Annotated in this window: 22 protein-coding genes; 19 read left to right on the forward strand and 3 right to left on the reverse strand. The window is 31.6% G+C overall.

The features are described from left to right. Positions 1-36 precede the first annotated feature (36 nt). A complete protein-coding gene (locus tag KSU54_RS07345) occupies positions 37-1,782 on the reverse strand; it encodes a M24B family metallopeptidase (protein ID WP_008791117.1) in 1,746 nt (581 codons plus the stop codon). A gap of 228 nt (positions 1,783-2,010) precedes the next feature. Here KSU54_RS07345 and KSU54_RS07350 point away from each other — a divergent pair, with 228 nt between their 5' ends. The 11 genes from KSU54_RS07350 to KSU54_RS07400 all read left to right on the forward strand — a co-directional run bounded on the left by KSU54_RS07350 (position 2,011) and on the right by KSU54_RS07400 (position 12,559). Next, positions 2,011-2,472, forward strand: coding sequence for a DUF2798 domain-containing protein (locus tag KSU54_RS07350; protein WP_003537285.1), 462 nt, complete (start codon positions 2,011-2,013; stop codon positions 2,470-2,472). A 231-nt stretch (positions 2,473-2,703) separates the two neighbouring features. Beyond that, positions 2,704-3,012 (forward strand): hypothetical protein, encoded by a 309-nt coding sequence (locus KSU54_RS07355; protein ID WP_003537291.1) that lies wholly within the window; start codon positions 2,704-2,706, stop codon positions 3,010-3,012. Between the two features lie 12 nt (positions 3,013-3,024). Next, complete coding sequence (locus KSU54_RS07360; protein ID WP_003537292.1) at positions 3,025-4,056, forward strand: V0D/AC39 family V-type ATPase subunit; 1,032 nt, start codon at positions 3,025-3,027, stop codon at positions 4,054-4,056. 13 nt (positions 4,057-4,069) lie between these two features. After that, positions 4,070-5,431 (forward strand): hypothetical protein, encoded by a 1,362-nt coding sequence (locus tag KSU54_RS07365; protein ID WP_003537293.1) that lies wholly within the window; start codon positions 4,070-4,072, stop codon positions 5,429-5,431. Between the two features lie 12 nt (positions 5,432-5,443). Continuing rightward, positions 5,444-7,336, forward strand: coding sequence for a V-type ATP synthase subunit I (locus KSU54_RS07370; protein ID WP_003537294.1), 1,893 nt, complete (start codon positions 5,444-5,446; stop codon positions 7,334-7,336). 20 nt (positions 7,337-7,356) lie between these two features. Next, on the forward strand, positions 7,357-7,788 hold the full coding sequence (locus KSU54_RS07375) for an ATP synthase subunit C (RefSeq protein WP_003537295.1): 432 nt from the start codon (positions 7,357-7,359) through the stop codon (positions 7,786-7,788). A gap of 19 nt (positions 7,789-7,807) precedes the next feature. Then, a complete protein-coding gene (locus KSU54_RS07380; protein ID WP_003537296.1) occupies positions 7,808-8,116 on the forward strand; it encodes a V-type ATP synthase subunit F in 309 nt (102 codons plus the stop codon). Between the two features lie 12 nt (positions 8,117-8,128). Next, positions 8,129-8,725, forward strand: a complete 597-nt coding sequence (locus KSU54_RS07385) for a V-type ATP synthase subunit E (RefSeq protein WP_003537297.1) — start codon at positions 8,129-8,131, stop codon at positions 8,723-8,725. Positions 8,726-8,740: 15 nt separating this feature from the next. After that, positions 8,741-10,492, forward strand: coding sequence for a V-type ATP synthase subunit A (locus KSU54_RS07390; protein ID WP_117792081.1), 1,752 nt, complete (start codon positions 8,741-8,743; stop codon positions 10,490-10,492). A gap of 13 nt (positions 10,493-10,505) precedes the next feature. Beyond that, positions 10,506-11,948 (forward strand): V-type ATP synthase subunit B, encoded by a 1,443-nt coding sequence (locus KSU54_RS07395; RefSeq protein ID WP_008791119.1) that lies wholly within the window; start codon positions 10,506-10,508, stop codon positions 11,946-11,948. A 2-nt stretch (positions 11,949-11,950) separates the two neighbouring features. Beyond that, on the forward strand, positions 11,951-12,559 hold the full coding sequence (locus tag KSU54_RS07400; RefSeq protein WP_003537300.1) for a V-type ATP synthase subunit D: 609 nt from the start codon (positions 11,951-11,953) through the stop codon (positions 12,557-12,559). Positions 12,560-12,576: 17 nt separating this feature from the next. On the opposite strand, the gene brxF is transcribed toward KSU54_RS07400, so the two are convergent. Continuing rightward, the gene (gene brxF / locus KSU54_RS07405) at positions 12,577-13,005 is read right to left on the reverse strand and encodes a BREX-3 system P-loop-containing protein BrxF (RefSeq protein ID WP_003537301.1); all 429 of its coding nucleotides are present in this window, start codon (positions 13,003-13,005) and stop codon (positions 12,577-12,579) included. A gap of 290 nt (positions 13,006-13,295) precedes the next feature. Here brxF and KSU54_RS07410 point away from each other — a divergent pair, with 290 nt between their 5' ends. From KSU54_RS07410 to KSU54_RS07435, 6 genes are all read left to right on the forward strand, one after another. After that, positions 13,296-16,415 carry an FG-GAP repeat domain-containing protein gene (locus KSU54_RS07410; RefSeq protein WP_117792084.1) on the forward strand — a complete coding sequence of 1,040 codons (3,120 nt, stop codon included), beginning with the start codon at positions 13,296-13,298 and terminating at the stop codon, positions 16,413-16,415. Beyond that, positions 16,408-17,343 (forward strand): ABC transporter ATP-binding protein, encoded by a 936-nt coding sequence (locus KSU54_RS07415; protein WP_003537304.1) that lies wholly within the window; start codon positions 16,408-16,410, stop codon positions 17,341-17,343. The genes KSU54_RS07410 and KSU54_RS07415 overlap by 8 nt, the downstream gene beginning before the upstream one ends. Beyond that, on the forward strand, positions 17,324-18,235 hold the full coding sequence (locus KSU54_RS07420) for an ABC transporter permease subunit (RefSeq protein WP_003537306.1): 912 nt from the start codon (positions 17,324-17,326) through the stop codon (positions 18,233-18,235). Before KSU54_RS07415 ends, KSU54_RS07420 begins: the two co-directional genes overlap by 20 nt. Before the next feature lie 240 nt (positions 18,236-18,475). After that, entirely contained in the window at positions 18,476-19,360 is an 885-nt protein-coding gene (locus KSU54_RS07425; RefSeq protein WP_003537308.1) for an ROK family protein, read from the forward strand. A gap of 146 nt (positions 19,361-19,506) precedes the next feature. Next, on the forward strand, positions 19,507-20,265 hold the full coding sequence (aroD, locus tag KSU54_RS07430) for a type I 3-dehydroquinate dehydratase (protein WP_003537310.1): 759 nt from the start codon (positions 19,507-19,509) through the stop codon (positions 20,263-20,265). A 64-nt stretch (positions 20,266-20,329) separates the two neighbouring features. Continuing rightward, positions 20,330-20,707 (forward strand): hypothetical protein, encoded by a 378-nt coding sequence (locus KSU54_RS07435; RefSeq protein WP_003537312.1) that lies wholly within the window; start codon positions 20,330-20,332, stop codon positions 20,705-20,707. Positions 20,708-20,715: 8 nt separating this feature from the next. Here KSU54_RS07435 and asnB read toward each other — a convergent pair whose 3' ends face one another. Continuing rightward, complete coding sequence (gene asnB / locus KSU54_RS07440) at positions 20,716-22,545, reverse strand: asparagine synthase (glutamine-hydrolyzing) (protein WP_226817383.1); 1,830 nt, start codon at positions 22,543-22,545, stop codon at positions 20,716-20,718. Positions 22,546-22,795: 250 nt separating this feature from the next. Here asnB and KSU54_RS07445 point away from each other — a divergent pair, with 250 nt between their 5' ends. Then, positions 22,796-24,355 carry an alpha-glucoside-specific PTS transporter subunit IIBC gene (locus KSU54_RS07445; RefSeq protein ID WP_009301236.1) on the forward strand — a complete coding sequence of 520 codons (1,560 nt, stop codon included), beginning with the start codon at positions 22,796-22,798 and terminating at the stop codon, positions 24,353-24,355. A 25-nt stretch (positions 24,356-24,380) separates the two neighbouring features. Continuing rightward, positions 24,381-24,872: a hypothetical protein gene (locus tag KSU54_RS07450; protein ID WP_008791127.1), complete on the forward strand. Its 492-nt coding sequence runs from the start codon at positions 24,381-24,383 to the stop codon at positions 24,870-24,872. The last annotated feature ends 54 nt before the right edge of the window (positions 24,873-24,926 follow it).

The raw sequence follows: 24,926 nt of genomic DNA on the forward strand, positions 1-24,926 counted from the left end.
AAAAAGGCACTATGCAAGTGTGCCTTTAGACTATACTTATTTAATTAATAAGTTAGCTTGTAACCAAGCTCTCTCTTCATTTGTTAAAAATGGTGCAACATGATCAAATACTAATTGTTGATAATCATTGATTTGTTTGATTTCATGATTAGATAATAATTCAAGATCTAAACCATCTAAATCAAATGGAACCATTGTAATTGGTTCAAATTTTAAGAACTGACCATATTCATTAGTTTCGACTTCAACACATAACAATTCATTTTCATGACGAACACCATGACTATTTTCGATATAAATACCAGGTTCATCTGTTGTGATCATTCCTGGTTCAAAAGCACACATTTTAGCAAATCCTGGACGATCATGGGGTCTGAATCCATTTGGTCCTTCATGGACGTTTAAGAAGTGACCAACTCCATGTCCTGTTCCGCAGCGATAATCAAGATTGTATTCATAAACTATACCACGTGCTAATAAATCTAGGTTTGGACCAGTTGTTCCCGCTAAGAAATGAGCTGCTTGTAGTCTAAACATTGCTTTTAAAGCCACGGTAAAATCACGTCTTTCAATATCACTGATAGGACCTAAAACAAAGGTTCTTGTTGTATCGATCGTTCCATCTAAATATTGACCACCAGAATCGATTAATAGCATTCCCTCATTAGTTACTTTTGCACAATTTCTAGGTTCTGCTTTGTAGTGCATCAAAGCAGCGTTAGCTTTGTATCCGCAAATAGTATCAAAACTTAGATCAAAAAATTCATTTTGTTCTTTTCTAAATGCTGCTAATTTATCAGAGATGGTAACTTCATCTAATTCGATTTTTCCAACGTTGTTTTTTAACCAATACATGAATTTAGTCATAGCGACACCATCTTTGATATGGGCATTTTTGGTTGCTTTGATTTCAGTTTCATTTTTTATCGCTTTAAAATGTTGAGTTGGATTAGGTGCTGTTTTTATTTCACAATTTAGATTATTGAAGATTTGATAATTAACAATTTGATCATCTAATAAGACTTTTCCAGTTAGTTTTTTAACATCTTCATAAATATCATTATAAGCTCTGATGATAATACTATCCCTTTTTAAAATAGCTTCAGTTTTAACATCAACGACGTTATCTTGAACATATAGAATAGCATTATCTTGATTAATCAAAGCATAAGATAGTACGACGGGATTACAATCTACATCGTTACCACGAATGTTAAATAACCAGACAATATCATCTAAGCTAGTAATAATATGGTGTTGGCAATCTCCCATGGCACTGCGCAAACGTGCAAGTTTTGAAGCACGTGATTCACCGCAATATTCTTCATCATAAATAAAAGCTGGCTCATGAGAGATGCTAGGGCGTTCACTCCAAACTTCATCAACTAAGTCAACATCTGTAATTAGTTTATTACTTAAACGAGCAACTTCTTGATATGACATTACTCGTCCATCAAAACCAACAGTCTTATCAGTGTTTTGATCAAGATATTCTTTGATTGTTGGAACCCCAGGCATAGCCATTTTCATTAAAATAATGCCACTTCCAGCTAATTGTTGTTCTGCTTGGATAAAATAACGCCCGTCAGTCCATAAACGTGCTTCATCTAGACTGATTACTAATGTTCCAGCAGAACCGGTAAATCCTGATAAGAATTTACGTCCTCTAAAATATTCACCAACATATTCACTTTGATGAAAATCACTAGTTGGAATGATATAAATATCAATTCCATTTTCTTTCATTAATGTTTGCATTTTTGCAATATTTTCTTTTATCATATTCATAACCTCACTAACAATACTTTATCACAACTGATTAGCTCCCTCAATGAATATAAAAAAAATAAAAAAAAAACTTACACAAATAAATTTTTTATGCTAGGATAGCATTGCATTAAAAGAATATTACTAAATAATGGTAGTGATGATTAAGTCAGCTGACAAAGATTGTAGCGAAAGTTATGGTTTTGTTAACTGGCTTTTTTATGTTAAAAGGAGGAAAAATTAATGCCAACAAATAGAAAAGAAAGTTTAGTTTTTACAATGTTTATGTGTGCCTTTATGGTTTTTTGGATGAGTGTCTATAATGTCAGTTTACACTTCGGCTTTTCAAGCGAAGCAATCAAAGAAGCATGGTTGGGATTCCCATTAGCCTATTTATTTGCGATTTTATGTGATTGGGTAATAATATCTAAGTTTGCTAAAAGTTTAGCTTTTAAAGTTGTAAATCCTAAAAGTAAACCACTTATTAAGATTATTATGATCTCATTTTTTATGGTCTGTGGCATGGTTATTTTAATGTCTTTATACGGTGCAGTTGAACAGGCTGGAATCAGTGAACAGACTTTAATGGTGTGGTTGACAAATATTCCAAAAAATTTTATTGCAGCTTTACCACTACAACTGTTAATTGCAGGACCTTTTATTCGAAGCGTTTTCAAAATCTTGTTTACTAGACAAATCGCATAGATTGTCTAGTGATTTTATCAAACTTAGCGCTATAATTATCATGTTAAAAAAGCATGATAATTATTTTTCACGAAAAAAATATAAGTCTTTAAAAAGTTTGTTAAATCGTTGTAAACCCTTGTCAGACTAGGGATACAGCGAAAATGACTATTTTTTTCAATTGATAGATTATTATCGTTGCATTTTTAAAATATAGGAGTATACTTATCTCAGGCAAAGGGGGCTTATACTATGGATGATGTAATTCAAAGGTTAGTAGAAATAGACCGTAAATGTGTCGAACGTGTTGAAGCTGCAAAAGCTAAGAAATTAGATGCGCAAACCAACATGAATGAAAAAAGAAAAGAGATATATGATGGTTTTGTCACCGAACAAAACAAAAAGATTGAGGCGCATAAAGCTGAATTAATGAATAAAAACAAAGAAGAAGCAAAGCAGCTTGATCAAGATTATAATGATACTGTAGCTAATTTAGAGAATCTTTATAATCAAAATAAGGACAAATGGATCAATCAGATTGTCGAAAGATGTTTAAAGTAAGAAGGTGAAGGTATGGCTTTATCGTCAAATGCACTATGTGCTAAGGCTAAAGCGATGTATGGATACCGCATTGGTGAGGAAGGTTATAGTGATCTATGCCGGAAACAGTCACTTAGTGAGATGGTAACATACTTAAAATCGCAAACAAAGTATAGTGGTGTTTTAGAAGATATTAATGTCCGTAACGTTCACCGTCGCCAAGTAGAGGCTGCTTTAAATAAAGAATACTTTGAACGTTGTGCGAGATTAATGAAGTATGCACCAAAAAAGAATCAAGATTTCTATAGCCAAGAGGTCATTGGAATTGAGGTTCAATTGATTGTTGATAAGGTTGTCAGTATTAAAGAAAAAGATCAAGCGAGTTTTTCTTTGGAGATACCTGATTATTTAGCAAGCAAAATGAGTTTCAATATTTATGGATTGATCAATGTTGATAACTATAAGGATCTAGTAACATATTTAAGAGATACTAGGTATTATAAAATATTAGCTGATTTTGATTTTACAGCACCGATTGATATTAATGCTTTAGAACGTCAGATGAAATCACTATTTTATAGTACTTATGTGGCTGCCATTAAAAAGAATTTTAAGGGTAAAGAACAAAAAGAATTATTAGATATTTTATCGACATCGATTGAGTTGATCAATATTACGAAGATCTATCGATTCAAAAAATATTTTAAAGAATCGAATGAAACAATTAAAAATTCTTTATATTTAGAGCATTGTCGAATGTCTTCATCAATGTTGGATACATTAATTGAAGCTCGTAGTGCAAAAGAATTGATGGAATTATTAGCTAATTCTAAATATAAGCTGTATTTAGGTGATAAAGACTATGCTTATATCGAATATTATGTTGAAGAAGTTAGATATAATATCGCTAAAAGATATATGCGTTTTTCTAGTAACGCACCGTTAGTATATTTAACATATTCAATCTTACAAAAGGTAGAGGTTGATAATCTAAAACATATTATTGAGGGAATTAGATATGGACGAGATGCATCTAGTATTGAAGAGATGCTGATCTTTGCATAGGAGGGATTAATGAATGGCTATTATAAAAACACATTTCTTTAATATTTCCTTTGAACATAAAGATTTGATGAAAATGCTAATTAAGATGACCGAGTATCAAGATGAAATGTTTCCTCAAGATTCTAAAAAAATAGCAAATAATGTTAAAGGGGTATCAGTTATGGATGAAGCTAATCCGTATAATGAACCACTAGATAACATTTATCACATCTTAAATCGTTTAAATCTTGAAAGTAATGTTCAAGATAATGAATTTAAAGAAATCAACTTGCATAATGCAAATAAATTAATAGATGATATTAATGATAAAATTGATAATATTGTCAAAATTAAAGAAGATATTACAAAAGAAAAAGAAGAAAATGATGAAGCAATCATTTTGTTGAAAAATCTAGAAGAATCAAAAATAAGTGTTGATGATGTTAAGAATACTAAATATATTACCTGTCGATTTGGAAAGATTCCTGTGAATGAATTTACAAAAATTCAATATTATCGTGATTATGAATTTATTTTTAGGGAATTGAATCGTTCTAAACAATATGTTTGGATCGTTTATGCTGGACTTACAAGCAGTATTTCTGAAATTGATAATGCATTTTCATCAATGTCATTTGAGCCAATTAGCTTACCGGAGTTTGCTCATGGTAAAGTTCATGAAGCAATTGACGAATTAACTGAAGAGTCAACAGCTATGGAACAATATATTGCTAAAATGGATTCTAAACTAGAGGATATAAAAAAGGAATATAAAGAAGAGGTTTTAGAAACATTTACAAGATTATATAACTTAAAAAGACTATTTGATAAATGTCGTTATGTTGTGGACTTTTCACAAAAAGCTTCGATCTACACTTTCAGTAGTTTTGATTTAAAAGAAGCTGAAGCAAAATTTGATGATATTGATAGTGTAAAAGTTATGGAACTACCAGTTAATATCTATGAAAATAGAAATATTGTGGCACCAGTATTAGTAAGAAATAATAGTTTAATGCAACCGTTTGAAAATGTCTTGAGTGTAACACTTGGTGACACTTTTGATCCAACGACGATAGTTGCTTTATTAACGATGCTTATCGGTGCTGTTTGTGTTGGTGATATTGGTGTTGGAGCTTTATTAATTGTATTAGGGTTCTTATTTACAATTAAAAAACCTAATAATTTTGGTGGTATGTTAAAACGTTTAGGAGCTGCTGTTTTAATTGGTGGTTTATTTTATGGAACGGCGTTTTATCGAATTGAATTGTACCAGCCGTTAGCAAGTTTACCATTACATGTTATTCATACTTTCTTATTTGGATTCAGTCTTTGGATCATTGCGATGGTGATTTTAATTATTGTGAAAAAAGTTACGCGAAAATCAATCAAGATATAGAGGAGGGATATAATGGCGATTTCAAGATTAAACTTAGTTAGTATTAATTTTGATAAGTATCGTTACAATGAAGTTTTATTAAAGCTTTTTAGCCATGATGACTTTCATCCTGAGTTGGCCTCTAAGTTTATTGATAGTGTAACGGGACTAAGTGTTTACAATCAAGATAATCTTTATGAAGAAATCTTGGTGCGATTGAATGATGCATCAAATAAGTATCATTTTAAGCTAGAAGAAGTGCCAGTTGAAACTAATCAAATCAATGTGCTGCGGGTAAAAGAATATTTAGATGATCTACTGCTTGATGTTGAGCGAATTGATGCTGTAAAAGTACAATTAGATCGGATGATTATTGAAAATCAGGAAGCAATCATTCAGTTACAACATGTTGCTGATATTGATGTTGATTTTGATGATTTGTTTAGCTGTAAATATCTTCAGGTTAGATTTGGAAAAATTCCAGTAAATAATGTTTCTAAATTAGATTATTATGAATCATTACCATTTGTCTTTAAAGCATTTCACAATGATAATCAATATACTTGGTGTATGTATATTACAACGCCTGGTGATGCACCAGAAGTTGATAATATTTTCTCATCATTGTATTTTGAACGGATTCATATTCCGGCCTTTGTTCACGGTTCACCAGAACTTGCTATTGGTGAGATTCAAGAAGAAGCTGATGTTGCTAAAGAACAAAGTGAAAAATTAAAAGAGCGAATTGATAAAATGTTTGCTAATGACCGTGATAAGTTGAATGAAATCTATACGATTGCAAAACATTTAAATGATGTCTTTATCATGCAAAAATATGTTGTTGTAATCGGTGATAAACTTTCTGTCAATGGTTTTGTTCCAACACGTAGTGTTAAAAAATTCAAAGAAGATTTTGAAACATTAGAGAAAGTAACAGTTGATATTAAACCAGCTAATAGTGATGTTCGTTTATCGCCACCAACATTGCTTAAAAATAATTGGTTTTCACGGCCGTTTAGAATGTTCGTCGAAATGTATGGGGTACCTAAATATAATGATGCGGATCCAACTTTATTAGTGGCATTATCATATACCTTGTTATTCGGAATTATGTTTGGTGACGTAGGACAAGGGGTTATTTTATCACTTGTTGGATTTGTGGCTTATAAAAAGTTTGGTTTACAATTAGGTGCGGTTGGAGTCCGTTTAGGAATTTCCAGTATGCTTTTTGGGGTTGTCTTTGGTTCGGTATTTGGAAATGAGGAAATTTTGATTCCGTTATTCAATGCAATGTCGCCAGACAACACGATGACATTATTGATCGCTGCGATTTGTTTAGGAATAATTTTAATTATTATTTCGATGGCGTTTAATGTTATTTTGAGTTTTAAAAAGAAGAATTTTGGAGAAGCAGTGCTAAGTCAAAATGGAATTTGTGGATTAGTCTTTTATATTTCTATTTTGGGATTAGTTATAAATATGTTTTTAGGATTAGGATTTGTTAATGTTATTTATGTAGTTGGATTGATTGCATTACCACTATTTCTAATTTTCCTAAAGGAACCACTAATTAGAAAATTTGAAGAACATGAAGCAATGTTCCCAAATGGTTTTGGTGCGTTCTTTGTTGAAGGATTCTTCGAATTATTCGAAGTAGTCTTATCTTTCATCACTAACACAATGTCATTTTTACGGGTTGGAGGATTTGTTTTATCACATGCCGGAATGATGTTGGTTGTATATACATTGGCTGAAATGGTCGGTGGCGTTGGTGAGCTAGCCGTTATAATTTTTGGTAACATTTTTGTAATGTGCTTAGAAGGATTAATTGTCGGAATTCAAGTTTTACGGTTAGAGTTCTACGAAATGTTTAGTAGATACTACGAAGGAAACGGAATTTCATTTAAAACTATTAAAGAGGATTAAAAATCGAGGAGGAAGTCATTATGACAGTTTTAGAATTTATTTTACCAGCATTAGTAGTTATCTTATTATCATTACCATTAATTAAAGTATTCACAGGAAAAGTAAGCGTAAAAAGCGCTAAAATTAGATTAGCAACTCATGTTGCTGGATTTGCTGGAGCAGTATGTTTAGCATTATATTTGGCTGCTGTAACTAACGGTGTATACGCTGAAGAAACAGCTGTAATTACTGGAACAATTGCTCAAGGTTTAGGTTTCGTAGCTGCTGCTTTAGCTACTGGTTTATCAGCTTTAGGAGCTGGGATCGCTGTTGCTGCTGCTGCTCCTGCGGCTATCGGAGCATTTTCTGAAAATGAAAAGAACTTTGGTAAATCATTAATTTTCGTAGCCTTAGGTGAAGGGGTTGCTATTTACGGGTTATTAATTTCTATCTTAATTATCAACAAAATCTAATTGAAAGAATGTGATCATTATGCGATTTTATTGTATAAGTGATAACGTCGATACCCAAGTAGGACTTAGATTAGTAGGAATTGAAGGCCAAGTAGTTCATAAAAGAAGAGAGTTTCTTGAATTACTAGAAACAAAATTAAAAGATGATTCGATCGGAATCATCTTGATCACTACTAACTTAATTGAACTTGCGCCTGATGTTATCTCAGAAATCAAGTTAAAACAACAAAAACCATTGCTTGTTGAAATACCAGACCGTCATGGTGAATCAAAAATTGGTGAAACGATTGACAAATATGTTTCAGAAGCAATTGGTGTGAAGTTATAGAAGGGGAATGCTATGGAAAAGAAAGAACAAGTATTTCTTTATATGAAAGAAGAGATTGAAAGATTAGCAAATCTTGAAGAAGAAAAAATCTTAGATGAAGCAAAGCGTCTTGAAGAAGAAGCATACAACCAAATTAAAGCTGAAGCTAAGAAAGATGCCGAAGCATTACTTGCTAAAGAGTTAGTAGAAATTTCTTCAAATGCTAGTGTTGAAGCTTCTTCATCACAAGAAGAAAAGACTAAGAAGTTAGTTGAAAAAAGAGATGAATATGTAGCTAATATCTTTAGTGAAGCTAAAGATAAATTAGTTGCTTTTGCAAATAGCAAAGATTATCAGGCGTATCTAGTTAAACATATGGAAGAAATTGGGAAATTATATCCAATGAGTGATTCAACTCTTGAACTTAGAGAAGCTGATATGAAATATAAAGATGAATTGATTAAAGCTTATGGTACAGCTTTAGAAGTAGAAGTAAGTGATAAGATTACGATTGGTGGATTTATTGTTAAAAATAAAGCTACTAATGTCGTTGTTGATGAATCATTAGACTTTGCTTTAGAAAACCAAAAGGATTGGTTCTATAAAACATCAGGATTAATGATTAAATAGACAGGGGGTTAATATATGAACAATAATGTAATTTATTCTATTAACGGACCCGTTGTAAAAGTAAAAGATACAGTGTCTTTTTCCATGTTGGAAATGGTATATGTAGGTAATGATTCATTAATGGGTGAGGTAATTTCAATTTCTAAAGAATTTACTACCATCCAAGTATATGAAACTACTACTGGTCTTAAGCCAGGTGAACCAGTTGTTTCAACTGGTTCGCCAATCTGTGCAACGTTAGGCCCAGGAATTTTAAGAAATATCTTTGACGGGATTGAACGTCCACTAAAAGCCCTTGAAAAAGAATCAGGAGCATTTATCCAAGCCGGAAGCAATGTTGATTCTTTAGATATTGCTAAAAAGTGGAATGTTACAATGACTGTTAAAGTTGGCGATGAAGTCAAAGGTGGAACTATTTATGCAACAACACCTGAAACTGATTTAATCGTTCATAAATGTATGGTTAGTCCATTGATTAGTGGTAAAGTGGTTGAAGTGGTTGAAGATGGTCAATATACAATCAATGATGTGGTCATGAAAATTGAAGATGCTCATGGTAAGATCATTGAATGTACATTATGCCAAAAATGGCCAATTAAACAATCACGCCCAGTCACAAAACGATTACCAATTGGAACACCTCTAGTAACTGGTCAACGGGTTATCGATACGCTGTTCCCGATTGCTAAAGGAGGAACAGCTGCTATTCCAGGTGGTTTCGGTACAGGTAAAACAATGACCCAACACCAAATTGCTAAATGGTGCGATGCAGACATTATCGTTTATGTTGGGTGCGGTGAACGTGGAAATGAAATGACTCAAGTTCTTGAAGAATTTAGTGAATTGATCGACCCTAAGAGTGGTAAACCACTTACTGACCGTACGGTTTTAATTGCCAATACATCAAACATGCCAGTTGCGGCACGTGAAGCAAGTATTTATACTGGAGTTACTTTAGCAGAATATTATCGTGATATGGGTTATCATGTTGCTATTATGGCTGATTCAACATCTCGTTGGGCTGAAGCACTTCGTGAAATTTCTGGTCGTCTAGAAGAAATGCCTGCTGAAGAAGGGTTCCCAGCTTATTTACCATCTCGTTTATCACAATTCTATGAACGGGCTGGATATATGGAAACATTAAATGGACAAGAAGGTTCAGTATCAATTATCGGAGCAGTCTCACCTCAAGGGGCAGACTTCTCAGAACCAGTTACTCAAAATACTAAACGTTTCGTACGTTGTTTCTGGGCATTAGACAAAGCTCTAGCTTATGCTCGTCACTATTTTGCAATTAACTGGACACAAAGTTATAGTGATTATGTCTATGATCTTGAAAAGTGGTATAGTAAAAATGTTGGGCCTAAATTTGTAAGTGATCGTCAAGAAATTGCTTATATCTTAGCAGAAGAAGCAAAATTGAACGAAATTGTTCAATTAATGGGTCCTGATGTATTGCCAGAAGATCAAAAATTAATTATTGAGGTTGCAAAGGTAGTTCGAGTTGGATATTTGCAACAAAATGCGTTCCATAAAGATGACACTTATGTACCAATGGAAAAACAATTAAAAATGATGGAAGTAATTTTATATTTAAATAAACGTTGTAAAGAAGCGGTAAATCAAGGTAAAGTCGTAAGACGTATCGTAGATACTGGAATCTTTGATCAAGTTATTAAAATGAAATATGATATTCCAAATGATAATATTGCAAAATTAGATACTTATTATCATGATATTGATGAAGCAATCAAATCTGTAGCGTAGGAGGAAAATGATTATGTCATTACAATATGTAGGCTTAAATGAAATAAATGGGCCATTAGTCGTTTTAGACCACGTTAAGGGTGCTTCATACGATGAAATGGTTGATATTCAACTAAAAGATGGAACAACTCGAGCTGGTCGAATTGTTCAAATCGAAGGTGAAAAAGTTGTTGTTCAAGTATTTGAGGGAACAAATGGCTTGTCACTTGAAAATACAAAAACAAGGTTATTAGGTAAACCGATGGAATTACCAGTTTCTAAAGAAATTCTTGGAAGAATTTTCTCTGGTGCTGGTCGCCCAATTGATGGTTTAGGTGAAGTATATGCTGAAGCTGAAATGGATATCAATGGATTGCCATTAAACCCTGTATCACGGGTATATCCACGTAACTATATTAATACTGGAATTTCTTCAATTGACTGTTTAACGACATTGATTCGTGGACAGAAACTACCAATTTTCTCAGTATCTGGTTTACCACATGACCGTTTAGCAGTTCAAATTGTAAAACAAGCGAAAATTGCTGATGAGGCGGGTAAAGGATTTGCTGTTGTTTTTGCAGCTATGGGGGTAACTAATGACGTAGCTGAATACTTTAAACGTAGTTTTAAAGAAGCTGGGGTTATGGAAAGAGTAGTCATGTTCTTAAATCTTTCAAATGATCCAATTATTGAACGTATTTTAACGCCACGTTGTGCTTTAACGGCTGCTGAATACTTAGCATTTAAACAAAATATGCATGTTTTAGTAATTTATACCGATGTTACTTCTTATTGTGAAGCTTTACGTGAATTTTCTTCAAGTAAGGGTGAAATTCCTGGTCGTAAAGGATATCCTGGATATCTATATTCTGACTTGGCTTCATTATATGAAAGAGCAGGAATCATCAAAGATGCTGAAGGTTCAGTAACCCAAATTCCAATTCTAACAATGCCTAATAATGATATTACTCATCCAGTACCTGACTTAACAGGATATATTACTGAAGGGCAAATCACTTTAGATGTTGATTTAAACTCAGCTGGAGTTTATCCTCCAGTAGGAGTATTACCTTCATTAAGTCGTTTAATGAAAGATGGAATCGGTGAAGGGTTTACTCGTGCAGATCATCAAGATATTGCAAACCAATTATTTGCATGCTATGCCCATGTTCAAGATGTTCGTTCATTGACATCAGTTATTGGTGAAGATGAATTATCAGATATGGATAAAAAATACATTAGCTTTGGTCGTTTATTTGAAGAATACTTTATTAACCAAGGTTTTGATACTAACCGTAGTATTGAAGAAACATTAGATTTAGGATGGGATCTAGTTTCAGTTCTTCCTCGTGAGGCCTTAGACCGTTTAGATAATGCTCTGTTAGATCAATACTATAATCATGAAAAAGCGGTTGAACGCTTTAACATTAAAGAAAAGAAGATTATTAAAGAATTACAAGAAGAAGGTGAATAATCATGGCCTTGAAAGTAGTTCCAACTAAAGGTAATCTAATTGCAATGAAAAAATCATTGCAATTAGCGAACCTTGGATATAATCTAATGGATCAAAAACGTAACGTTTTAATCAAAGAAATGATGACTTTATTAGATGATGTAAAACTTATTCGTGATCAAATTACTTCTTCATATCAAGAAGCATATGATGCACTTCAAGAGGCTAATATTTCAATGGGGTTAATTACAGATATTGTTAATAGTACACCTGAGGATTATGGGATTTCAATTGCTTATCGAAGTGTTATGGGGGTTGAGATTCCTAAGATTGCTTATGATAAACAACCCTTAAAGATGACTTATGATATTGAACGTTCAAATTCAAAAGTCGATTATGCTTATAATTGTTTTTACAACGTAAAACAATTAACAGTTTTATTAGCAGAGGTAGAAAATAGTGTTTATCGTTTAGCTAATACGATTCGTAAAACCCAAAAACGTGCTAACGCTTTAAGAAATATTTCGATTCCGCGCTTCGAATCAACTATTAAGGTTATTTCAGAAGCGTTGGAAGAAAAAGAAAGAGAAGAATTTACACGTCAAAAAGTTATTAAAGAAATGAAAAAATAGAAGCTATGCTTCTATTTTTAACATTTAATAAATTTAATTTGTTCATTTTTTAAAGAATATTCAAGATTAGCTGGTAGTTTAGAACGAATATGAATTAGTTTATTATCAGCAATAGTACCATTCCATGTTGCTACAACAATTATTTTTTTAGCTAATTCTTTTAAAAATGTTAACATATCGATATTTGAGTCCTTAGCATAAAGGACTCTTTTATTATCCAACAAAAGAACTTCTTTATCGTAGTTATCAATAAAGTCATTCATTACAGTGATGATTTCACTACAATCATCTTTAAAGATCTGATCAAGATTTAGAATTGGAATACCGGTTTCATTGCTATAGTCATGAATAAGTTTTGATTTACCACTCCCAGGACCACCGATAATTAAAATTAGTTTATTATCACTATTTTGGGCGGTGGCGATTTCTGCTGTTAACGGGTTCATGGGTCTGTCCTCCTTTTTATATTCTCTTTAATCCAAAAAACCTTGTTAAAATCGACTTATTATCTATTTTCATTCTATCATTTATATTTGTCATTTCCTAGCAATATCATAATTTTACTAGTATTTCCTAGGAAATATTGACGATTTATAGTCATTAAGTATTTCTAAAGTTTTTCTAAAAAGGTGTACTATCTATTGTGATACAGTTAATGCGATGATATAATGAAACTGTATTATAGGGAATGATACAGTTTTGTTATGAAACATGATATTAAAAGGAGATGCTTAGAATGAAGAAAATGCTTACTTTTTTAATCGCTACGATTTTGATTTTGGCTATGTCGTTGATGCCACTACAGGCAATTACCGGCATAAATAGCTTAGTTAGTTATGGTGAAGGTAATGAAATTGAAGGTGGCTGTAATGGGAAAAATGTTGATTTAGGCGAAGGACTAAGCGGATTGATGGTATCTAATCAATCAGAGTTAGTTTTTATTGGTAACGATGATTTTAAAATCAAAGTTGGTAAGCCGGTTAAAGAATTTGAAATAATTGATGATGTTGATAATGATGGTCTTAAAGATGTTGCTGTTTATATTGATAGTGAAGATGATTATGATGATTTTAAAATCGTTAGTTCAAAAACTTCAAAAGTATTATATGCTACAAAATATTCTTATAACACGATTAATGATAATAATGAGGCAGTGAATAAGAATGCCACAATTAGACAAATTCTATTTAATGATAATATTGTCTATTTAATTTATAATTATCATTTAGTAGGAATTAGTACAAAAGATTATCAGGTTGTATTTGATTATGAAGCGAAAGATAATATTTGGAAAATGGCATTAGTTAATAATCAGGTTATTTTTACGACACAATTAGGAGAATTGGGAAGTCTTAATAAAACTAATGGAAAATTAAATTATACAGTTGCATTAACAACACCTAAAGAAATTAAAGATCCACGATATGATACTTTGGGGAAAGTCAATTTAAATATTTGGGATATTGTGTATATTAAAGATAAATTGTATGTAACTACAGAAGATGCCAAATTATATCAAATTGATCAAATGAATGGGAAAATTATTAAAACAGTAAATTTAGAAGAGGGTATTGATGAGAAATTAGGAAATTTATTAAAAAACAATAATAAATGGAGCGGTCAACTAGTTCCTACAGGAATCCATAATATTAGTTTTATGAGTTATCGAATGGATTTATTAGATAATAATTTAATGTTGATAAGTGCTTACTTGGGGGGTCCACAAATTGAATTAAATGAAGGAGATAGTGAAAAAGAAATACCTCATTTAATACTTATTGATCTTGAAAAAATGGAGGTTAAACTGGATATTCCTGTTGAGCAATATAATTTAGATTATAGTAGAGCGGTTAAAGGTATTTTTGATAATCAGCCTGCTTTGGTTGTTCCAACGTATGCTAGTACTGGAAAGTTAAGACTTGTCGCTTATTCATTAAATGATGGTACAGTATTAAAACAAACTAATTTGAATCTTAATGGTATTAATAGTAAAAATGTGAAAATTCATTTTGCTAATCAAGGAGAACATTATTTATTACAAGTTGACGGGGGTGTGTCACTGCTTGTTGATCAAGATTTGAAAACAATAGAGTACTTAGGTAGTGTTAAAGTTGTTAATAAAGTTGTTGATCTTAGTGATGGTACAATCGTGTCTGTTTTGAATAATGGTAAAATAACGCAAATTAAAAAAATGGGTTTAGGTGGCCGTGATGATAATTTAGTTACGTTTAACATTCCAGATGGTTATCATAATAATGGTTTTGAAGCGATTAATTATGATGAAAAACATAATCATCTTTTAAGTTTAGTCAGTGAACTAAACGCTAATGGTGAGGTAATTGCTAGTCATATCGTAATTATGAATTTAAATGACGGAAATACGCTGGCAGATAAAAAGGTATTATTAGAAAAAGGCTATGATGAAAATAATAAGTATTATGAACATTATTTAATTGGTGAAACAATTAGATATTTTACAGATATGAATAATGATGGCAAATCAGAAATTATTGTTGATGAGAATATTCTTGATGGGGCATCGTTAACATTTAGAAGTGTTTATAATAAATCATTTGAAGGTGCTACTACGATTATTGACGTAGGTGATGTGAATAATGATGGAATAAGTGATCTAGTCAATATTGGTGAAAGTGAAATGCGATTATATTATTCGTTAAAGAATGGTTATGATATAACTTATCAAAAAACTAATATTGCTAAAAGTTATGATAAAAAATTGCAAAACAATATTCATGTTAAAGTGCTAGGCGATCTTGATCATGATGGAATCAAAGATTTTGTAATCAATGCTTATAATGATAAAGGCTGTCAATGTTTCCAAGTCATTAAAGGGAAAGACTTATCGGTACGATATTCATTATTAAAAGATGGTGTTATCTATGAAAATGAAGAAGATAGTTTTAGTGTGACAGGAATTGATTATGACAATGATGGAGTTGATGATCTTGTTTATGGTATTTATGATGAAATGAGGACTGTTCTTAGTGGAGCAACTGGTGAAAAGTTATTTGAATACTTAATTACTGATTATCATAATGATTGGGATAATTCTATGGGTGATCCGGTTCCTTTGGAAAATATAGTTAGTTTTAATTTAATTGAAAATGGAAATAGTGTAGTTAAAATCAATGATCTTAATGATGACGGGATTCAAGAGTTAGCGTATTTAGTTAGGGATTATGATAATTCTGACTATGGTACAAAGAATATTCTAAAGATTTTAAATGGAAGTAATTATGAGGAGTTAAAAAGTAAGATCCTTGGTAAAGGAAACTATGATTCGAGTCAAATTACTACAGTGATCGGACAATCAAAATTAATCTATAATGATGGTACATTATCACAAATATATGATTATAGAAATGATAGTTTAGTAGCGGGATTAAAAATGGCAGTCACGAGTGCTCGAACTTTAAATAATCAGCTATTGCAGCTTGAAGATAATGTAGGGCAGTTATATAGTTTTACTGATCAACGAGATTTTGAATTAGTTGATTTTAATGAAAAAGATGTAAATGATGGGAATTTAAAAATAAGTTATAAAACAGAAAAGAATGGTTTGATGTATGTTTATGATCAAGGAAATTTGATTGAAAAGACAACAGCTAAAAACTTTAATGTTAAATTATTAGCAGGAGAGCATGATTTAATCTTTTCATATAATGATGGTCAAGGAAAGGTTACTCATTATGCTACTGTAATTACAGTGGAAAAAAGCACTATTAGTCGTTATTTGATTATGTTACTGGTAATAGGAATTGTTGCTGGCGGCTTTGGTTTAGTCTTCTACCCAAAATATCGATTAATGAAAAAGGCAGGTGTTAAACATGGATAAATTAATTGTGATTGAACATATGGATAAAGTTTTTGGTAATTATAAAGCAATTGATGATTTGTCTTTTAGTTTAGAGGGAGGAAAAATTTACGGTATGATTGGGCCGAATGGAGCAGGAAAGTCAACAACTATGTCATTGCTGATGGGCTTGATTTTTCCGACCAAAGGGAGTGGTTTGATCAAAGGGTATCCGTTAGGTTCTAATGAAGCAAAGGCAATAATGGGATATTCTCCAGAATTTCCTAATTTTTATAGTGATATGAGCTGTTTAGAATATTTAGTCTATATGGGGATGTTGTCTGATCTTAGCTATGATGAAGCTTTAAAACGAACTAAGGAATTATTAGAAGAATTTGATTTAGTTGAACATCAGTTGAAACGTGTTGCTAAATTTTCAACAGGGATGAAAAAGAAAGTTGGATTGATTCAAGCAATGATGCATAAGCCGGAGATTTTATTACTGGATGAACCAACCGCTAATTTAGATCCAACTAGTCGTTATGAAATTATTCAAACTTTAAAACGTTTAGTAAAGCAGCGGAAGATGACGGTTTTAATTAGTTCACATGTTTTAACGGAATTAGAAATGATCATTGATCATGTTATTATGATCAATAAAGGTCATGTAGTTTTAAATCAACCTATTGATGTAGTTCAAAATGAATTTAATCAAGAAAAAATACTTGTAAGCTGTAATCATAATGAGCATTTACAAACATATTTAGAAACTAAAGGGTATTTTTATACGCTCAATAATGGAGTTTTAAGAGTAAGTATAGATGATAAACAAAAATGTAAAAAAGAAATTGTTAAGTTTATTTATGAAAATGATTATGAATTAGATTTATTAAAAGAGGATACGATTTCTCTAGAAGGACTATATCAGCAGTTAGTGGAGGAAAATGATCATGAAAGTACTATTCAGTAAGACATTTATTAAAATGTTTAAGCTTATTCCGGTTGTTGCGTGTGTGATTATTAGTGGCTTTTTTGGTTTTATACTATCAAATCAATATCTTGGTTTAATGAGTCAAAAGCCAACTTATCTTTCTTTATCACAAGATATTTTAATGTTTTATGCAGTTTTAGCTTTCGTTTTATTAGTAGGAATGTTGATCTGGATTATTTGTTCGAATAGTGGTTCGGGACTTTTCGCAAGTGAAATTCACGAGGGGACAATGAGATTATTATTATCAAAAAAAATATCACGTTTAGAGTTAGTAATCGGTAAAGTAGGTGGTATGCTAGTGGGCAGTTTTGTTTATTTGGTTATTTTTTTTGCGACATTCTTAATGGTCTTTATTATTTTAAGTGGTGTTGAAAAAGATATATTACGGATGGTATTAGCAGCTACTCTTGCCTTCATTAGTTATGGAATAATTTTAATTTTTATTCTTGGGGGATTAGCGACTTTTCTATCATCATGTTTTAAAAAGAAAGTACCTGCTATTTTAATTCTAGTAGCATTAGCTGCACTAATTTTTGGAATTATCCCTTTTGCCCGAATTTTCCTTACGAATACTGGAAAATATGATACCTATCATTTATATTTATTTGATATTAATTATCATCTTTCATTGATTTTTAATCAATTTTTAATGCTGGTTGGAGATTTTAATACAATGTTAGGTGATCTAAGCATGTTTGGAATGTTCACAAATCTTTACTCATATGGTGTAACTGATTTTGATTTAGGAAATCGTGCTGTTTATACATTGAATCAGTCACTAAATAGTGGTTTGATTACAGCAGTTTATCTAGCCTTAGCTAGTGGACTGTATGTTTTATCTTATCGCCGGATGGATAAAAAAGACATTTAATTTAGTACTATATAATAATACAATGAATCTTATTATTTGAGTAATGTTTTTGACTACCGCTTTTTTAGTAGCAAAGCTGTATATCCCTTTGAACAATAGAGGTTCCTTTACGGATTATAAAACTAGAAGTTATTTACATAATAATTTTCTAGTTTTTTTATGAGAACTTTTTTCAAAATAAGATTAATAAACACTCCGATTAAAATCTATGATATTATTAATTAGTAGGAGGATTGAGCGATGTATCTAGTATTTGATATTGGTGGAACAGCAATAAAATATTGCTGGATGAACGAAGCGGGAGAAATTTTTAATAAACAAGAAATTTTATCAACAGCAGTAGACAGCTTAGATAAATTTATAAAAACAGTTGCTAAAATATACCACGAAAGTAATAGGAAAGTTGAAGGAATTGCTTTATCATGTCCCGGTGTTATTGATGCAGCTAATGGAACGATCAAAGTCGTTGTTGCGTATCCATATTTACAGGGAATCTGTTTAACTGAGCTAATTTCTAAAGCTTGTGATAATATAAAGGTTTCTTTGGAAAATGATGCTAAGTGCGCTGGATTGGCTGAAGCCTGGATTGGGAGTGCACAAGCTTATGATGATGCAATAATTGTAGTTTTAGGAACTGGAATTGGTGGAGCGATTATAAAAAATAAACAAATTCATCATGGTGCACATTTATTTGCTGGTGAAATAAGTACCCTGATCGTTGATTATGATAAAGAGACTAATCAAGTATTGACCTGGTCGGACATTGCTTCTACAACAGCTTTATGTAAGCGGGCAGCGGAAGCTTTAGCAGTCACGTCAATTGATGGAAGACGTGTTTTTGAATTGGCTAACAATGCGGATGAAGTTGTTCTGGAGGTACTGAAAAATTTTTGTCTGGATATTGCAATACAGTTGTATAACCTTCAGTATAGTTATGATCCAGGAGTAATCTGTATTGGTGGAGGAATTTCTAAACAACCTCTATTGATCAAGCTGATTAAAGAGGCGGTTGAAATAATTGCTAACGAGACTAATCAGCTGCTTAAACCAAATGTAACGACATGTAAATTTTATAATGAAGCAAACTTAATTGGAGCGCTATCATACTTTCTTAGCATAAAATAATTTGTTTTTTTACCCTAAAAAAGTATCATATTATCATCAATAGTGTTATAGTATAAAAGGTGAATATTGGGGAATGTTCATTCAGTATTCTTATTAAAAGAAACATATTGATGTTAAAATGAATATGGTTTTTAGGAGGATGATTTATGGGTGTTTGTAAAGTTAAAAATATTGTAATTGGTGAGGGTATGCCAAAGATATGTGTACCAGTTGTTAGCAACAATCATCAAGATATCATAACAGACTTGATTAGATTACAGTCATTAGATATAGATTTGATTGAACTTAGAATTGATTATTTCAATGAACTGTTAGATCATCAAAAATTAACCGAATTATTTAAAGCAATTGCTTCAATGGCAATTAAACAAGGAATTATTTTAACTTACCGAAGTGTTCCTGAAGGAGGAAATGGTAAATTAAGTAATGATGAATACATGCAATTATATTCAATTGCTCTTGAAAGTGGAGCATTTGATATTTATGATGTTGAATTATCTAGTGGAACTAATACCATTATTAATTTAAGTAATTTAATTCATCAAAATGATAAAAAAATCATTATGTCTAGTCATGATTTTACTCGTACTCCTAGTATTGATACAATGTTAGGAAAGATAAAACAAATGGATTCTTTAGAAGCTGATATAATTAAGATTGCAGTGATGCCAGAAGACTATCGTGATGTTTTATTGTTATTAGAAACAACACTAAAAGCTAATGAGTTATATGATAAACCACTTGTTACAATGTCTATGTCAAGCAAAGGAATTGCAACAAGAATTTTAGGTGAACAATTTGGCTCAGCGATCACATTTGGAAAAGATAACAATAGCTCTGCTCCAGGTCAAATTGAAGTTCATGCTTTAAAAGAAGTGTTAAAAGTGATTCACCATAATAATTAAGGACTATATGTCCTTTTTTTTGCACCTTTTTATAATTTACACATAAAATAAAATAGGTGGTTAAATGTTAATAAATCAGAATGAATTAGAAAAATTATGTAAATATTTATATCCAAAATTTTTTGATTATAAAGATATTAGCCTTTATGACTTAAATATTAAGATCGACGACTATTTACATCTAAGTGCAAATTTAAATTATTATAATATAGAAACAAAGCTGAGAGCAATAGCTCGGGTAAGAGTCGAAGATAAGATTATTATTGATATAAACGGAGTTATTAAATATGGATTTATTAATTTAGATTTAAATAAAGTTTTAAAGGAAACGGTCAAGGATTTGCCATATTTAACGATCAATGATGAAAGTATTATTATTGATAATGAGTATGTTCGGGAGATATCTTTAAAAGATGAATATATAAATATAGAACTAAAATAATCGTAAGATTATTCTAGTTCTATTTCAACATGATAAATCCGACCCCAGAGATAAATCTGATAGAAATATGCTAATAATTGAGGACCAGTCATCAGTTGACCAAACCATGGATATTTAAAGGATTCTCCGCCACTATTAATTAAATCAATTAATTTATCACGGTTAAATAAACGTAGAAGTAGATTATTTTTATCATTTAATGATTCTTTTAACAATTCTACGATTAAATCACGATATAATGGTGAATGGGTTTTAGGATAAGGATTCTTTTTTCGATTATAGATATCACTTGGTAGAAAATCTTTAAAAGCATCTCGTAATAGACCTTTTTCAATATCATTGTGATACATATATTCCCATGGCACATTATATAAATATGAAACAATATCTTTATTAGCGAAAGGAACTCGTAATTCAATAGAACTACGCATCGTTTGACTATCAGAACGAGTCAATAAAGTCTGCATAAACCATTCCATATTTAAATAGATCATTTTACGCTTATTAGCATCTTCATAAGTATGATCATGATAATCAATTTCGTTTAATGTTTGATGATACTTATCCATGACATAGTTTTTGATATTCAGTGCTTGAATTTCATCAGAGAATAGTTCCATTCGTTTATCTAAATCACGCATCCATGGAAAGCCGTCAATACTGTAAAGTTCTTTTCGATAAAACCATGGGTAGCCACCAAAAATTTCATCCGCACATTCTCCGGAAAGTACAACTTTATGATTATGAGAAATTTCTTTTGAAAATAATAAGAAACTTGAATCAATATCTGCCATCCCAGGAGCATCACGCGCAATCAATGATTCTTTTAACGACATCACTAATTGTTTTTGGGATAAAGTTACTGTTTTATGTTTGGTGTTATACAGTGTTTTTACTTCATCGATATAGTGGTCGTCACGTGTTGTTTGATACTCATAAGGCTGGAAGTATTTGTCTTGATCTTGATAGTCGACACTATAAGTTGATAATTTGGAAATATATTGGCTAGTAACACCAGTGATGATCGAAGAATCAAGGCCGCCAGATAGCATGCATGATACAGGGACATCGCTCAACAACTGTTGGCGAATACTATGATTTACGAGACAGCGGATATCATGAACTGTTTCTTCGTAACTCCGATTATGATTACGTCGCTCAAGTGCCCAATAACGATTGATTTCTTTGTAACCGTTAAAGACATTCATATAATGTGCTGGTCGAAGACTATAGATATCTTTATAAATAGTTTTACCAGGCGAAACACTTGGCCCTAGTCCTAATAATTCTTTAAGTCCTGTTTCATCAACGACACAACGCCCTAAATACATTAAAATACATTTTATTTCACTACTAAAAATAAATAAATCATCTTTTTGATAATAATAAAGCGGTTTGACACCAAGTTGATCACGAGCCACAAAAAGTTTATTTTGATATGAAATTACAAAAGAGAAAATTCCATCAAATAAATTAAGACAACGTGGACCGTAAGCAATAAAACTAGCAACAACTACCTCGGTATCACTTTGACTAGTAAAATGGTACCCTTCATCAATTAATTGCTCTTTGATCGTATTCATATTGTAAATCTCACCATTATATACAATCGTATACTCAATATCATTATAAGTATATTTAAATGGTTGTTTACCGCCATTTAAGTCAATAATTGATAACCGACAATGGCCTAATAAAACATGTTCACTACTGGCGATATTAAAATCATCAGGTCCACGATATTTTAATAATGTAAGCATCTTATTAAAGTTTTGAACTTGATTAGTTAAATCGTTCATATAGTCATACATACATAAAAATCCACACAAATTAATCACCCCGTATCATTATATGAATGATACTTTTTATTATGTCAAAAGATAATTTTAACCGTGTTTTCTTTTTTTGATTCTCCATAAAAATGCGAAAAATTAGGTATATCAAGGGTTTTGCACTAGCGTGAAAAATCACGGTGAATGTGATAAATAATAGAAAATATCACCCTTATCTCTAACTTTGGTCAAAGTATTGTGTAACGGCTTTCAAATTGATACGATGTATGTGTCAAGAGAAAAGGGAGGACAAAATATGTTGCAAAAAATTCAACGTTTTGGTGGGGCAATGTTCACGCCGGTACTGTTATTTGCTTTTGCAGGAACAACTATCGGGATTGGAACATTGTTTACAACTGAAGCAATTATGGGTGGTCTAGCTGACCCTAATGGATTGTGGTATCAAGTATGGAATGTCATTCTTCAAGGGGGATGGACAGTATTCAATCAGTTACCATTAATCTTCGTGGTTGGATTACCAATCGGTCTTGCGAAAAAACAACAAGCAAGATGTTGTATGGAAGCGTTAGTACTTTATCTAACATTTCAATATTTCTTAAGTACGATCTTAAGCCAATGGGGAGGAACTTTCGGAGTTGACTTCGCAGCAGAAACTGGAGGTACAAGTGGTCTTACGATGATTGCTAGTATTAAAACTCTAGATATGGGGATGATCGGAGCGTTAATGATTTCATGTATCGTTGTATATTTACACAATAAATTCTTTGATACTGAATTACCTGAATGGTTAGGAACATTCAGTGGTTCATCATTCGTAGTAATTGTTGGTTTCTTTGCTTTATTACCAGTTGCATTTTTATCTGCATGGTTATGGCCAATCGTTCAAGATGGTATGCGTGCATTCCAAGGATTTGTTGCTGGTGCTGGATCAATCGGGGTATGGATCTTTATCTTCATGGAACGTATCTTAATTCCATTTGGATTACATCATTTAATGTATTTCCCATTCTTCTACGATTCAGTAATTATCAACGGTGGAGTTTATTCAGCTTGGGCAACAGCTTTACCAGATTTAGCGGCTTCAAGTGATTCTTTAAAATCATTAGCACCTTGGGCATGGCCAACACTTACAGGTTTATCTAAAGTATTTGGATGTCCAGGTATCGCACTAGCATTTTATGCGACAGCGAAAGATAAGAAGAAAAAACAAATTGCTGGTCTATTAATTCCAATCACATTAACAGCTATTGTTTGTGGAATTACAGAACCAATTGAATTTACATTCTTATTTATTGCACCAGTATTGTTTGTAGTACATGCAGTATTAGCTGCTACTTTAGCTACAGTAGCAAATGCGCTAGGTGTTGTTGGGGTATTATCAGGTGGTTTGATCGAAATGTCAGCCCTTAACTTTATACCATTAATGGCTTCACACTGGCAAACATATTTAACATTATTGGTAGTAGGTTTAGTCTTTACAGGTATTTATTTCATTGTATTTAGATTCTTGATTTTAAAATTTGACTTCAAGACACCTGGTCGTGAAGATGATGAAGAAGAAATTAAATTCCACACTAAAGCTGATTTTAAAGAAAAACAAGCTGGTGGAAAGGTAGAAAAACAAAGTTTAGCTGCTGCTATCCTTGAAGGATTAGGTGGTAAAGATAACATTGTTGATGTTACTAACTGTGCAACTCGTTTAAGAGTTAATGTAAAAGATGAAAAATTAGTTCAATCTGATAGCTATTTTAAATCAATTGGTACTCATGGTTTAAAAGCTACTAAGACAAATATTCAAGTAATTGTTGGATTAAAAGTACCAAGTGTAAGAGAAGATTTTGAAGCATTACTATAAATAAATGAAAAGGATGGTCTTGAAGATGGCAAAAAGAATTAATGAAAAGAAGTTAAAAAGATTAGATCGATATTATATGATCGCTAAAGTGTTCTTAATGGTTACACCGTTTATTGCTTATCTATATTTATCGTTGTTAGCGATGATGCGTTCAATTACTTTGCCAGAAGTGCTGAGCAGTGAGCCAAGTGTAGCAGTAATTTTCTTGATTGCAATGATTAATCCATATATTGCTTATTTACTAAATATTGCACAAAGAAAATTAAAAGAAGGTGACATTAAATTTGCTTGTATTAACTTCGTATTATTGCTTTTAGCTCAGGCCTTAACATTAAATAGTTTATATTTTATGATTATTGCTTACTTGTTCTATGTAACAGTTAAAACATATGATATTAAAGTATTCAAGACCCTTAAGGAATTTACAATGAAGTACACTTTCCAGTATGGTGGAGGAAGCTTCATTGTAGTAGCCTTTTCAACCGTTTGTTTATTTGCGACGCTTAGATTAATGTAAAACAGAGGAGAAAAAGAAAATGGAAAAGAAATATTCAGTTGTTATTGCTGGTGG

It is taken from the genome of Erysipelatoclostridium sp. MSK.23.31, from assembly GCF_019125875.1.
Lineage (GTDB): Bacteria > Bacillota_I > Bacilli_A > Erysipelotrichales > Coprobacillaceae > Thomasclavelia > Thomasclavelia ramosa.